The organism is Emticicia sp. CRIBPO, assembly GCF_009905725.1.
Taxonomy (GTDB): domain Bacteria; phylum Bacteroidota; class Bacteroidia; order Cytophagales; family Spirosomataceae; genus Leadbetterella.
Genome location: NZ_JAAAKV010000001.1, coordinates 712,082 through 726,271, shown reverse-complemented (window position 1 = coordinate 726,271; position 14,190 = coordinate 712,082). Strand labels below are relative to the sequence as shown.

The following is a 14,190-nucleotide window of genomic DNA, read 5'->3' as shown; positions in this document are numbered from 1 at the left end:
ATTCATAAATTTTTCAAAAATAATCACTTTATTTAGCCAGATCAAGTAATTCCGTAATCGTTTCGGGATTACTGGGCCTGTTGGCATCCGGCTTTACTATAACGCCGTTTTTATCGATAATCATATAACGGGGTATTCCGGTGATCCTGTATTGCTGAACCACCTCAGAGGCAAACCCTCCCATGGAATGACCATTCTCAAACTCATCCAATTCAAGGCTTTTGACTGCTTTTTTCCAGGCTTCCGGGTCATCGTCAATAGAAATATAAAGGAAAACGATGTTTTTCTTTTCTTTTTCAGAAAGCGACTCATGCATTTTTTTTGAGAAAGGGAATTCCCTTCTGCATGGCCCGCACCAGCTGGCCCAGAAGTCAACATAGACTACTTTGCCTTTGTACTTGCTGAAGTCGAAGCTCTTGGAGGCCAGGTCTACCAGCGGGGGGTAGGCAGACTTTGATTTAGGGGCCTTGGCTGTAGTGACCGCCTTCGCTTTGTCCGCTTCTTCTTTTTTGAGTATTTCTTCTACAAAACCGTTTTTAAACTGAGCCCTGACGCTCTGATTGTCGATCTGACTGATGACATAACGGGCAGACGAGGAGCTGATCCGGTCTTTGTTGGATTCCAGCAGCATCGCCAGGTAGAAATCAAGCGGGTCACCCTTGAGGTGTTTCTGGGCATATTCGGCTTTGTTGGTCATGGCCTCCACCATGTCGGAGTATTTTCTGAAACCTCTTTCTTCAGAGTTGAAGTAAGTGACAGCCAGAGGCAACAGTTTTCTGAAACTTTTGGAAACCAGCAGGTTATCGTCTTTTATGTCTTCAAATTTAAAGTTCTTCACCATCACTGACGGCAAAGAAACCAGCCGGGTCAGTTTAGGGTCACTGTTGCTTCTGATGATCGGGTAAGCAAACACCAGGTGCCAATAATTGTATTTGACCTCATTTTCAAGAAAGGTATAGAGGGAAGGGCTAATCGTTGCTTTATCTTTTTTCAACAGGGCCAGCTGAGCATTCCTGACATCAAAAAGCTCCATTTCCCATTCATCCACATTCTTTTCCATCAGGGTTTTGTATTGCTTTTCACTGTCAAAAAAAGAGCCGTAGGTTTTTGAAAAACTATTCAGAAAAGCCTGGTTGCCGGGTTCTGCCAGGATTTTTTCCAGCTCTGCTGATTTATTGAAATTGTATCCAAGGTATAATTCCGCCGAATCCGGTAAAAAAAGAGCTTTAAAGTCATCCGTCTGCCCGAAAGACATCAGGCTGCTGAATATTGTCAATATAAGTAGGAACGCTTTTTTCATTAAATGACCCGTTTGTTAAAGATATGTATCAGAGAACGAAAATAATTAAAATTTCTTTATCTCTGACGGATTTTATTTCAGGACAAATATGATGTCGGACGGGTGAAATAAACAAAACCCGAAACCCCGGAGAAATCATCAGATATTGTGAAACATAAAGGCGTAAAAAAAGGCCCTCGAAGGGCCTTTTTTTGTTATCTCGATAAGTACAGATTCCTTTCTGAGTAAATATTGAGGAAGAAATCGTCTGTCAGGTCATCTATGAAGTAAATGCCTTCTCCGGTTGATTTCATCTCAGGTCCGAGTTCTTTGTTGACATTCGGGAATTTATTGAATGAGAACACCGGGATTTTGATCGCATACCCTTTTTTCACAGGTTTGAAATCAAAGTCTTTTACCTTTTTAGCACCCAGCATTACCTTGGTAGCATAATTGACGTAAGGTTCCTGGTAAGCTTTACAGATGAACGGAACCGTTCTTGAAGCTCTCGGATTGGCCTCGATCACATATACTTTTTCATCCTTGATGGCAAACTGTATGTTGATCAAGCCTTTGGTTGCCAGTCCTATAGCAATTTTCTTGGTATATTCTTCTATCTGTCTGATCACATTTTCACTGAGGTCAAAAGCCGGAAGCAAGGCGTAGGAGTCACCTGAGTGAATTCCGGCAGGCTCAATGTGCTCCATGATCCCGATGATGTACGCATCTTCGCCGTCACAGATGGCATCGGCTTCGGCTTCAATTGCATTTTCCAGGAAGTGATCCAGGAGGATGTTGTTATCCGGAATATCATTCAGGATCTTAACCACGTGTTGTTCAAGTTCCGTTTCGTTGATCACGATTTTCATGCTCTGACCACCCAAGACATAGCTCGGACGCACCAGAAGCGGGAAACCAAGTTCTTTCGAAACCTCCACGGCACGGTCGGCAGTTCTTACCGTATCAAAAGGAGGATAAGGAATCCCCATTTCTACCAGTTTCTCAGAGAAACGTCCGCGGTCTTCGGCAAGGTCAAGGGCTTCGTAAGAAGTACCGATGATTTTGATGCCGTATTTTGTGAATTTCTCAGCCATTTTAAGGGCTGTTTGTCCACCCAGCTGAACGATGACACCTTCCGGTTTTTCATGCTGGATGATGTCATAAACATGCTCCCAGAATACCGGTTCGAAGTAAAGTTTATCTGAAATATCCGGGTCGGTTGAGACCGTCTCAGGGTTACAGTTGACCATAATGGTCTCATAACCACATTCTTTGGCAGCCAGTACACCGTGAACACACGAGTAATCAAATTCAATCCCCTGACCGATACGGTTAGGTCCTGAACCCAGCACAAGGATTTTCTTCTTGTCTGAAACCACCGATTCATTGTCAGGTTTTTCCTGGGTGGCATTGAAAGTAGAGTAGTAGTAAGGTGTTTTGGCTTCAAACTCTGCTGAACAGGTATCCACACATTTGTAAACCCTTTTGATACCCATGTCGTGTCTTTTAGTAAACACTTCACTTTCAAGGCACTTAAGCAGGTGAGCCACCTGTCTGTCGGCATATCCCTTTTGTTTGGCTTCGAGCATCAGCTCATAAGGGATAGTTTCCAGTTTATATTTTTCGATTTCATGCTCCAGCTGAATCATTTCTTCAATCTGGTGCAGGAACCACTTGTCTATTTTCGTTAATTTCTGGATCGTATTGAACGAAAGTCCAGCTTTAAAGGCGTCGTAAACATGGAACAACCTGTCCCAAGAAGGATTGGCAAGGCTGTATTTCAGTTTTTCCTGGTCTTTAAGCTCTCTGCCGTCAGCACCCAGACCATTACGTTTGATCTCAAGCGACTGGCATGCTTTCTGAAGGGCTTCCTGGAAGTTCTTTCCGATACCCATCGTTTCACCGACAGATTTCATGGTCAGGCCAAGTCTTCTGTCCGATCCCGGGAATTTATCAAAGTTCCAGCGGGGGATTTTCACGATCACATAATCAATGGCCGGCTCAAAGAAAGCAGAAGTGCTTCCGGTGATCGGGTTGATCAGTTCATCAAGATTATATCCGATCGCCATTTTAGAGGCGATTTTCGCAATCGGGTAACCGGTGGCTTTGGAGGCCAGGGCCGAAGAACGGCTCACACGCGGGTTGATCTCGATGGCAATGATGTCGTCGTTTTCAGGATTGAGTGAGAACTGTACGTTACATCCACCCGCAAACTGACCGATTCCGTTCATCATTTTGATCGACATATCCCTCATTTTCTGATAGATCGTATCAGGAAGGGTCATGGCCGGAGCTACCGTGATGGAGTCGCCGGTATGCACGCCCATCGGGTCAAAGTTTTCGATGGTACAGATGATCGCAATGTTCTGATTGTTATCCCTGAGCAATTCAAGTTCGTATTCTTTCCAACCCATGATGGATTGTTCGATCAGCACTTCATGTACAGGTGAGGCATGCAAACCGTGATTCAGGGCCTTGTCAAAATCCTCAGGGGCGTTGACAAATCCACCTCCCGTACCACCTAAGGTATAAGAAGGCCTGATTACGAGCGGGAAGCCGATTTCCTGTGCAATTTCTTTTCCTTCCAAAAATGATCTGGCCGTACGTCCTTTGCAGACGCCCACACCTAATTCAATCATTTTTTTACGGAACAACTCACGATCTTCGGTCGTTTCTATCGCTTTGATATCGACACCGATGATCTGAACATTGTATTTCTTCCAAATACCGGCTTTGTCGCAGTCTATGGCCAGATTGAGTGCGGTTTGTCCACCCATGGTAGGTAAAACAGCGTCAATCGGGCGACCTAAGGCCTGATGTTTTTCAAGAATTTCAATGATTGACTTTTTTTCAAGTGGCTTAAGGTAGACGTGGTCAGCATTCATCGGATCGGTCATGATAGTGGCCGGATTCGAATTAATTAATGCGACTTCAATACCTTCTTCTCTTAAAGATCGGGCGGCCTGGGATCCGGAATAGTCAAATTCACACGCCTGTCCGATGATGATGGGTCCTGATCCGATAATTAGAACCGATTTTAGACTAGAATTTTTTGGCATTTTTGCGAAGCAGTTTCGATTTATGTATCGAAGCACAAAGTTAATATAAGAAAGTCAGAATTGAAGAATTTATTTTCCTTTTTGGGTGAATAAAAAGCCATTTCTGCAATATCCGGTCATTAAACAGGACTATTCTGTTGTTTTTATTCTGAAGAATAATTTATCCGAAATGGAGAAATTTTATGAATCAGAGCTTAATTCTGTACGATTTTTAATTTTTTGCCGCTTACTGACCTGTATTTCCCGGGTTAAAAGGCTCAGCCATGATCACTGTTTCCTTTTCTACAATCACCTGGCCGTCAGGAAGTCCTTTGGCTTTGCGGACGAATTTTTTCGGGGTAACAATTACGGGTACAAACTGCTCATTTTTACGTTTTGAAAACCAGGCTGCCAGTCCGCCGGCTTTTTCGATGACATGCTCAGGTATTTTTTTTCCGCTCTGATTCTTGATGATCACGTGTGAGCCGGCACAGTCCCTGGCGTGCAGCCAGAGGTCTTCTTTATGGGCATATTGCTGGGTGAGTACATCATTGTTTTTGGCATTTTTTCCCACCAGTATCTCGAAACCATCTTCGACAAATCTCTTAAAAGGAAAAGAGACTTCCGTTTTACTATTTCTGGCCGATTCCTGCTCATTTGATTTCGAAAAAGCCCTGAGCTCACGGATATTTTCTGTTTCAGAGATTTTTGCAATCGCCTCCTCAATTTTCAGCAGCCTTTCTTCTTTCAGCAGGATATTCTCCTCGGCTTTGTCCCATTCTATCTTCTCATTTTTGGCTTTCCTGTAATATTGTTCTGCATTTTTCTGGGCTGAGAGCTCCTTTTTTAACCTGATCTCAATTTCCTGGTCCCGGTAAAAATCATGAAGTGTCACTTTTTCGGCTTCAGGGTCAATATTCTGAAGGTTGGCCATGAGGATATGCCCCACTTCTTCATTTTTAACGGCATTCTGAAGCTTATCTAACCGCTCATAGCTGTCTTTCAGATAAGCCTCGGTTTGCCTTTTCTCTTTTGACAGCTGGTTCAGTAGGGAAGTCTTTTCCGTAGCCAGTGAAATGGTCTTCTGGTAAAAGATATAAAAGTAATTCAGAGCCTCGATGGGTGCATCAAACGTTTTTTCGGGAACACCCGCGGGGAAAAGTGATAAAACAGGTTTGTGGTCCAGGGTAGCTATATAATAGGAAGGGTGTTCCAGTTCACGAAGCACCTGCTGTATGATCTCCCATTTCTGTTCATCGGTTTCCGCGTTTCCGGTTTTGAACCGCTGTTTTACTTCCTGGTGGATGAGCTTGCCGAAAGTATAAAACATCTTTTCGGGCTGTGCATTTACTTCCTTAAATCTTTCCAGGCTGAAATCGGAGTTCCTGTTCAGCCCATCCAGCTTTAGGTCCATATCTGTAGCCAGCTGATTGTTAAACAATGCCACAACGTCCTGCCCCTGGAACAATATGATGTTTGGCCGGTTTCCGAAAAACTTAAAAACCAGGGTGTAATCACTTTCCAGGTTAAACCTTAGAGCCCTTTCATTTTCAAAAACTGCCACTGATAAGACCTTCAACCCTGTAATTTCAGGCCAGAGGTCAACGCTGTTTTTTCGGGCCCGCCCAAAAACATCTGAAACATATAAACAGGAAAACTGGGGTGTAACCGGGCATCTCAGGTAAATTTCCTGATCAGGCCGGGCAAATCCCAGCACCAGTTCGTCCTTGTCCTGGCTGAAGACAGCGGCCACCTCAAAACCGGCAAACCGTTTGTCAAGGGCAGGAGCAAGGTGTTTTAAAAAATGATAATTAACGGGCATGATTTTCAAGGATACTTTGCAAAGCTCCTTCTTTTAAAGCGTAGTTGGATATTTTTATTTGTTCAATGCCGTAATTCTGAATCACAAACCTGATCAGGCATACTGCCACCACGATCATTTCGACACGGAGTTCGATCATTCCCGGTATGGCCATCCTGGTAGCTCTGTCTGAAAACACCAGCGACTCATACGCTTTCCAGAATTCCTGAACAGGGTAGTCAAAACCAATGGTTTCAGCCGGCGGGAAATTGCCGGTCAGCTGATGATAGTACATGTCATTGAGGGTGTCAAAAGAACCTGAAGAACCGATCAGTACTTTCGGATGGTATTGGTGAATGGCGTTGGCAAGTGGAAGTAATTGTTCATTCAGATAATCATTCAACCTGGAAATATCACTCTGCGGGATCGGGTCCTTTTTCATAAACTTTTCAATAAGCCGCTGTCCGCCGATTTCGAAACTCCTTTTCCAGAGTATTTTCTCTTCGTCACAGATGATCAGTTCCACACTGCCTCCTCCGATATCTATAATAAGCGAATTCTCTGAGATATTAACGGCCTGGCTTACCCCTTTATAAATGAGATCCGCCTCTTCGTTGCCGTCTATTACCGTGATGTCAATGTCAAGCTCCTGCTTAACCAGGCTGATGAATTCTTCTTTGTTCTCTGCATTCCGGATGGCACTGGTGCCAAAGGCATAGACCTGATCAGACTCCAGTCCATACTCATCGATTTTTTCTCTGAAGACACGAAGCACAGTCATGGCCCTTTGAATAGCTTCCGGCGTGATAACATTCTGGTTAATACCTCCTTTGCCGATTTTCGCAGGTATCGAAACCTTGAAAAGCTCGGTTCCGCCGGCAGATTCAACGATCAGAAGATGGAAAGTATTCGTGCCAAGGTCGATGATGGCGAGTTTCATATCTCAGTTTTTTATGCAAAAATGAATGATTTTGCCTCCAGAATAAAATTAATTCATAAAAAAGAGCTCATTTTTAATTTTATTTCCTGAAAAGTTATCAACTAATCTGCTGATTTTATTTATCTTTGCAACCCGATTAAATGGAAGGAGGTGTAAATTATGCTACATATTCAAATTAAGGATAACGAATCAATCGATAAGGCTCTTAAGCGTTTTAAGAAGAAGTTCGAGAAAACAGGTGTTTTGCGTCAGCTAAGATCTCGTCAGGCATTCCAGAAGAAATCTGTAACGCGTAGATTTGAGGTTATTCATGCGGCCTACAAGCAGAAAACATACGGTCATATCGACGAATAGTCTTTTGACATGTTAATATTATCGACCAATTTTGGTATTTTTGAATTCATTTCAAATAATTCCGGAATTGGTCGATTTGTTTTTAAACTATATCCAGTACGAAAAAAGGCTGAGCCCGCACACCGTAAAGGCTTATGAGAATGACATGGCCCAGTTTACCAGGTTTATGGAAAATGATTTTCCGGAAACTGAAATTTACCTGGCGGATTTCAAAATGATCAGGGGCTGGATCGTCAACCTGTCAGAAAGCAAAATCGAAAACAGGAGTATTAACCGCAAAATAGCCACACTCAGGGCTTTCTACAATTTCCTGATCAGCAAAAAGAAGCTGGAAACTGACCCCACCCAAAAGATAAAATCTTTAAAAACGCCTAAGAAACTCCCGGTCTATGTGGAAGAAAAGCCCATTGAAATGCTTTTTGACAAAGTCGACTTCGGGATAGATTTTCATGGACTAAGGGATAAGCTGATACTTGAGATATTGTATGGTACCGGAATGCGTCTTTCGGAGCTGATCGGCATAAAAATCAATGATGTGGACGGGCAGAAGATACAGGTGCTGGGAAAAAGAAACAAATACCGGATCATCCCCTTGTCGAACACAGTCATTACTTTGATTGACCAGTACCTGGAGTTCCGGAAAAGGGAATTTTCAATTCCCGGCGAATACCTTTTCCTGACGGATAAAGGTGAGCCGCTTTACCCGGTTTTTGTCCAGAGAAAAGTGAAGTATTATCTTGAACTGGTGACGACCATCCACAAAAAATCGCCACACGTCATGAGGCATTCATTTGCCACTCACCTGCTCAACAGGGGAGCGGACCTGAATGCCATCAAAGAGCTACTCGGACATTCAAGCCTGGTCGCCACCCAGATTTACACCCATAACTCCATCGACCAGCTCAAGGAAATTCATAAAAAGGCCCATCCGAAGGCCTGAAGCACTTTCTCTTTACTTTGTAATAAAATAAGCCTCCTCTCCATCCTTTGAATTTTGTCCAATTTTGGACATTTTTTTGTTTTATGTATTTGTAGATTTGTCTGTTGAAACTATTTGGAAAATAATGGGTAATCACATGCAACTCTTAAAACTTCATTTAAGCTTGAAAAGATCTTTTTTGCTCAGAAGAACCATTTGCTTTATTTTTTTTATATTCTTTTACTTCTCTTCTATTATAAACTTAAGTGCTCAATGGGCATTTAGATTGGATCCTTTAAATTTTGCCTTTCAGAACTATAATCTTGGTCTGGAACATAGGGAGGGGAGAAACATCATCGGGGTTGATGTATCGTATCTCAATAAAGGCTGGGTTTGGCAAACGGAGACCCCTGGGTATGCCAAAGCAGGTGGTTTTCGGGTAAATATGGATTATAAAATAAGCTCGGGAAAAATATCGTGGATATATGCAGGAGTAATGCTGAGGATAGAAAAACTCTATTTTGGTGATTTATCTCACTGGCAGGCATCCTATAATTATACCAGGAATGATCAACGTTTCATTGTGGCAGGAAAGTTGGGCTTCAAAATAGGAAAAGGTCCTTTTAAAGTAGATTTTGGTATTGGTCCCGGCCTTAGATTTCTAAAAAGAAGGGAACGGCTGTTAGGTATTTATTACTACCCATCTGAAATAACAAAGGAAGAATTTACCGTTAATCTGATGAGAAATCTCTGGCATAATTCTGACAGGTTTGTCCCAAAGATCATTCCGGTACTTCATTTGCAAACTACGCTGAGGATAGGGAGATAGATTTGGAAATAAAATCTCATACCTCTTTAATAACACCTTCTGATTTTAAAACACATTAAAACAGACTTATGAAAAAGAAAATTTTCAAGAATGGGGTTCTTCTGTTACTATTTTTATTCAGTTCCTGTGATAAAATAAAAATATTTAAAAAGAATAGTATCCCGCAGTATACCAATAATCCTGAGGCCTTTTTTATTTCTGATACAAGTCTTAAAGAAATTTCCGGGATTTGTGAAAGTTATAATCTAACGGATCATCTTTGGATACATGAAGATGGCCCGAATATAAATGAAATAAAACTAATAGATAAAAAGGGAGTTTTAAGTGGAAAACTTAAACTTCCTTTTTCTTTCCGCGATGTGGAAGACATTGCCATAGGCTCAGGTCCTCTCGAAGGTAAAAATTATATATACCTTGCAGATACCGGAGATAACAATATGGTATATAATGAATATACCATTTACAGATTTCAGGAACCTGAGGCCCCGGAAAGTGAATTGTCGGATAAACAAATTGAATTTATAAAATTTACTTATCCTGATGGGAGTCATGATACTGAGTGCATACTATTGGACCCCGTAACGAATGATATTTACCTGGTAACCAAAAGAGAAGCAAAAGTAGGCTTGTACAAGCTTGCATACCCTCAGGATACCCGTAATGCACAAAAGGCAACATTTGTACAACAAATCCCCCTGACTTATATCACAAGTGGGGGCATTTCATCTGACGGAAACCAGATTGCATTAATGTCTTACACGGCGATATTCGTATGGAACAGAAAACAAGAAGAAACAATAAGTCAGACTCTTTTAAAGGATTATACTTTTTTGCCTTACATCTTTTTACCGCAGGGGGAGGCTTTTTGTTTTACTAAGGATACAGATGGTTATTATACTTCCGGAGAGTCAGCAAAACCAAAGTTTGATTTTTATAAAAGGAAGAAGTGATTATTAAAGAGTAATAAAAATTGAGGTGCACGCCCTAAAAACGTTCTGATTTACGTTGTTAAAATCTATATTTGCATTTTACATCAATAAATCAAAACTAAATGAGAGCAAAGTTTTTAGTGATCCTTACTTTCTTTTCTTACCAGGTTTTTGCCCAGGAAACCGGGAAATTCAATAACCTGGATGCCTTTAACCCGATGTTTAATTACCAGACTTCGACTGCCTACAGAAGTGCTTCCGGAAATCCCGGCCCGATGTACTGGCAAAACTCTGCCGATTACAAAATCAATGCTACCCTGGACGAAGCGAATAACCGTGTTTTTGGAGATGTCCAGATTACTTATACCAACAATTCGCCCGATCAGCTTTCGTTTATCTGGCTTCAACTGGACCAGAATCAGTTCAACGACAATTCAAGAGGGGGCAAAACCACGCCTGTGCAGCAGGGACGATATGGTAACAAAGGCTTCATGGGTGGATATGAAATCAAAAATGTAAAAGCCGAGAAAAAAGGAGCTGCCAAAAAAGGAAAGGCAAATCAGACTTCCGTTTACAGTGCCCACATCATCGACGATACCCGCATGCAGGTGCGTCTGAGCGAGCCGGTCAATAAAGGAGAAAAAGTAGTCATCAGCCTTGAGTTCGGATTTGATATTCCGGCTTATGGTTCCGACAGGATGGGTAAGCTGACCACTCAGAATGGTATTGTGTATGAACTAGCCCAATGGTATCCGAGGGTGTGTGTCTATGACGACGTGGAGGGCTGGAATGTGCTGCCTTACCTGGGAGCCGGTGAGTTTTATCTTGAATATGGTGACTTTGAATATAATGTAACCGTGCCTTTTGATCATATTGTGGCAGGTTCAGGCGAATTGATCAATCCATCGGAAGTTTTGACCAAAAAACAGATCGAAAGATTGGCTGCTGCAGCCAAATCTGAGAAAACAGTCGTGATCAGAACGGCTGAAGAGATCAAAGACCCGGCTTCAAGACCTAAGACATCAGGTATGCTGACCTGGAAATTTAAATGTAACAACAGCCGCGACGTAGCCTTTACTACTTCCAGGTCTTTTATCTGGGATGCTTCTGCCATTAATCTGCCAAGTGGCAAACCTTGCCTGGCACAATCTGTTTATCCTGTTGAAAGTGCCGGAAACGATGCCTGGGGAAGGTCAACAGAATATGTGAAGGGCTGTATTGAGTTTTATTCTTCTTATTTATATGAATATCCCTATCCCGTAGCTACCAATGTGGCGGGTATTGTGGGTGGAATGGAGTACCCGGGTATTGTTTTCTGCAGTTCAAGAAGCAAGGGAGCGGGACTCTGGGGAGTAACCGACCATGAGTTCGGACATATCTGGTTCCCGATGATCGTGGGTAGCGACGAAAGGAAGTTTCCGTGGATGGATGAAGGATTCAATACCTTTATTAATGGTTTGTCTACCAAACATTTCAACAACGGAGAATATTACAGGAAAGGAAATGCACAGCAACTGGCCCCGTTCTTTCACAGAGGCACGCCGATCATGACCCGTCCGGACGTGGTAGCGGCATCTGAACTCGGAACCCTGGCTTACCGTAAACCAGGTTACGGCCTGACGATGCTCAGAGAAGTGGTATTGGGTGAAGATCGCTTTGATTATGCCCTGAGAGAATACATCAAAAGATGGGCATTTAAACACCCGACTCCTTTTGATTTCTTTCATACGATTGAAGACGCCGGTGGAGAAGACCTGGGCTGGTTCTGGAAATCATGGATATACAATGACTGGAAAATCGACCAGGGTGTGAAAGAGGTGAGGTATGTAGGAAATGATGCTGCTAAAGGAGCCTTGATCACTGTCGAAAACCTGGAACAAATGCCGATGCCCGTAAAACTGAAAATCAAAGAAAGTAATGGTACAGAGAGTGTTGTTGACCTGCCTGTGGAAATCTGGCAGAAAGGGCCGTCATGGACATTCTCTTATCCTTCGAAATCTGAAATTACTGAGATCGTGATAGACCCTGAGCTGGTTTTGCCTGACACCAATCTGAAAAATAATACCTGGACGCCGAAAAAGTAATCTTCGGCATGTCAGTAAAAAAAGGACTTCCTTACGGGAAGTCCTTTTTTTATTCTTCTTCTTTGAGGCCGTCAAGCAGGATATTGACCTCTTTTGATTTCTGATTATCTGAGTTTTTGGTAAAGGAGACGACCAGGTTCACCAGTGTCCTTTTGATGATTTCGAGGTTGGAGCAAGGCTCATAAAACATGGGCTGAGGGGCAATGTTCATTTGCTTCAGATAGCTGTCTATGTCCTTTTTGGAAAATATAAGTCCTTTGTTGAAAACGTTGATGTAAAACTGGGTGCTTTTGCTTTCATAAGTCAGGATAAACAAACTCGGCAGGTTAACGCCAAACACCGGCAGGTTGAGTTTCTGGGCTACCAGCAGATAAATGCTGCACAAAGAAATCGGGTTGCCACGTTTCAGCTCCAGCACCTGGTTGACCATCGAGTTGGAAGGAGAATGAAAGTTTTTGGTGTTGGGAGAGAATTTGTATTTATCGAAAAACACCTGGTTGAGGATCCTGATATTGTCTTCAGGATGGGTTTCGTCCCGCATCTGAAGCCACACTTCAAAATATATTTTGTTGATTTCCTGTTTCAGATTGTCGAGACTCAGCTCGGGATATTGGTAGGTGGCAATGAGCCAGAGGCCTTCGAGCAGATCCTGGGCTCCGTCTTTTTTCCACTTTTTGAGTTTCGAAAGTAAATTGTTGTATTGAAGATCATGGATCAGCTCTTCAATTTTCTTTTGTAAAATGGGGTCAAACCCGCTTTCTTCCCATTGTTTTTCCAGAAAAGGTATTATATCGTCACCCAAAGCCCTGATCTGGTTTTCGACATGTGCCGATACCTCATTATCGCTGTCGTCAAGCAGCGATACCAATGCTTTTAGCTCACTAGAATTCATAGACTTTTGTTTTCTGAACGTAATAATAATAACTTAGATTTATTAGTCAAACAAAATTTTTAAAACTTTAATCAAAATGGTACTTTTGTTAAAAAAACAGATTCATGAAAATTCTTGTAACAGGAGGGGCGGGTTTTATTGGCTCACATACGGTTGTTGAATTATTAAACGCAGGATTTTCTCCTGTTATTATTGATGATTTAAGTAACTCAAAAAAGTCGGTTTTACAGGGCCTAAAAAACATTACCGGTATCGATCTGCCTTTCTATGAAGGAGATTGTAATGACCGTGATCTTTTGAAAAAAGTAATCAGTGCTGAAGGCATCGAGGGCGTTATTCATTTTGCGGCTTACAAGGCTGTGGGAGAGTCCGTTGATCAGCCTTTGAAATATTACCGCAACAACGTCGGTTCACTGGTGACGCTTCTTGAGGTGCTGTCTGAGTTAAAAATCAAAAACCTGGTGTTCTCCTCTTCATGTACAGTTTACGGTCAGCCTGACATCGTACCTGTTTCAGAATCAACCCCACGCAAGCCTGCAGAATCGCCTTATGGCAACACCAAAACCATCGGTGAGGATATCCTGAGAGACACCATTAAATCTGGTGCTGCTCTGAGTATTATTTCACTGAGGTATTTCAATCCCATCGGAGCACACCCGAGTGCGGAGATCGGTGAGTTACCAACCGGCGTTCCTAATAATCTTGTTCCATACATCACCCAAACCGCCATCGGCATCAGGAAAAAGCTCACGGTTTTCGGAAATGACTACAATACCAAAGACGGAAGTAACGTCCGTGATTTTATTCATGTAGTAGATTTGGCGAAAGCACACGTCTCGGCACTGAATTTGCTTAAGAAAAGTGAAGCTCCTTTTTATGATGTCTTTAACGTTGGCACAGGAACCGGAAATTCTGTTCTTGAAATCATCGAAACTTTCGAAAAAGTCAATGATCTTAAACTCAATTATGAGATCGGACCAAGAAGAAGCGGGGATGTGGAGCAAATTTACGGCAACGTCGACAAAGCCAGGGATATCATGGGATGGCAAGTGGAGAAGACACTGGACGACAGTTTGAGAGATGCCTGGGCTTGGGAAAAGAAAATCAATAACAAGTAAAAATTAT

At 42.4% G+C, this 14,190-nt stretch carries 11 protein-coding genes; 6 read left to right on the top strand and 5 right to left on the bottom strand.

Features of this window, described 5'->3' with window-relative positions; all coding sequences use genetic code 11:
- Positions 1 to 28: 28 nt before the first annotated feature.
- From GVN16_RS03240 to GVN16_RS03225, 4 genes are all read right to left on the bottom strand, one after another.
- Entirely contained in the window at positions 29 to 1,300 is a 1,272-nt protein-coding gene (locus GVN16_RS03240; protein ID WP_166562389.1) for a TlpA disulfide reductase family protein, read from the bottom strand.
- 194 nt (positions 1,301 to 1,494) lie between these two features.
- On the bottom strand, positions 1,495 to 4,338 hold the full coding sequence (gene carB / locus GVN16_RS03235; RefSeq protein ID WP_166562388.1) for a carbamoyl-phosphate synthase large subunit: 2,844 nt from the start codon (positions 4,336 to 4,338) through the stop codon (positions 1,495 to 1,497).
- A gap of 226 nt (positions 4,339 to 4,564) precedes the next feature.
- Positions 4,565 to 6,139 carry an NFACT RNA binding domain-containing protein gene (locus tag GVN16_RS03230; protein WP_166562387.1) on the bottom strand — a complete coding sequence of 525 codons (1,575 nt, stop codon included), beginning with the start codon at positions 6,137 to 6,139 and terminating at the stop codon, positions 4,565 to 4,567.
- Positions 6,129 to 7,058: a phosphatase gene (locus GVN16_RS03225; protein ID WP_166562386.1), complete on the bottom strand. Its 930-nt coding sequence runs from the start codon at positions 7,056 to 7,058 to the stop codon at positions 6,129 to 6,131. Before GVN16_RS03225 ends, GVN16_RS03230 begins: the two co-directional genes overlap by 11 nt.
- A 159-nt stretch (positions 7,059 to 7,217) precedes the next feature.
- Here GVN16_RS03225 and rpsU point away from each other — a divergent pair, with 159 nt between their 5' ends.
- The 5 genes from rpsU to GVN16_RS03200 all read left to right on the top strand — a co-directional run bounded on the left by rpsU (position 7,218) and on the right by GVN16_RS03200 (position 12,173).
- Positions 7,218 to 7,412: a 30S ribosomal protein S21 gene (rpsU, locus tag GVN16_RS03220; protein WP_166562385.1), complete on the top strand. Its 195-nt coding sequence runs from the start codon at positions 7,218 to 7,220 to the stop codon at positions 7,410 to 7,412.
- 40 nt (positions 7,413 to 7,452) lie between these two features.
- Positions 7,453 to 8,352: a tyrosine-type recombinase/integrase gene (locus tag GVN16_RS03215; protein WP_229244010.1), complete on the top strand. Its 900-nt coding sequence runs from the start codon at positions 7,453 to 7,455 to the stop codon at positions 8,350 to 8,352.
- Between the two features lie 64 nt (positions 8,353 to 8,416).
- Positions 8,417 to 9,160: a hypothetical protein gene (locus GVN16_RS03210; protein ID WP_166562384.1), complete on the top strand. Its 744-nt coding sequence runs from the start codon at positions 8,417 to 8,419 to the stop codon at positions 9,158 to 9,160.
- Between the two features lie 68 nt (positions 9,161 to 9,228).
- A complete protein-coding gene (locus GVN16_RS03205; protein ID WP_166562383.1) occupies positions 9,229 to 10,110 on the top strand; it encodes a PE-PGRS family protein in 882 nt (293 codons plus the stop codon).
- A gap of 101 nt (positions 10,111 to 10,211) precedes the next feature.
- Positions 10,212 to 12,173, top strand: a complete 1,962-nt coding sequence (locus GVN16_RS03200; RefSeq protein ID WP_166562382.1) for a M1 family metallopeptidase — start codon at positions 10,212 to 10,214, stop codon at positions 12,171 to 12,173.
- Positions 12,174 to 12,222: 49 nt separating this feature from the next.
- Here GVN16_RS03200 and GVN16_RS03195 read toward each other — a convergent pair whose 3' ends face one another.
- Positions 12,223 to 13,065 (bottom strand): transglutaminase-like domain-containing protein, encoded by an 843-nt coding sequence (locus GVN16_RS03195; RefSeq protein ID WP_166562381.1) that lies wholly within the window; start codon positions 13,063 to 13,065, stop codon positions 12,223 to 12,225.
- A 104-nt stretch (positions 13,066 to 13,169) separates the two neighbouring features.
- Between GVN16_RS03195 and galE the strand changes: the two genes are divergently transcribed.
- Positions 13,170 to 14,183 (top strand): UDP-glucose 4-epimerase GalE, encoded by a 1,014-nt coding sequence (gene galE, locus GVN16_RS03190; RefSeq protein WP_166562380.1) that lies wholly within the window; start codon positions 13,170 to 13,172, stop codon positions 14,181 to 14,183.
- Positions 14,184 to 14,190: the final 7 nt, after the last annotated feature.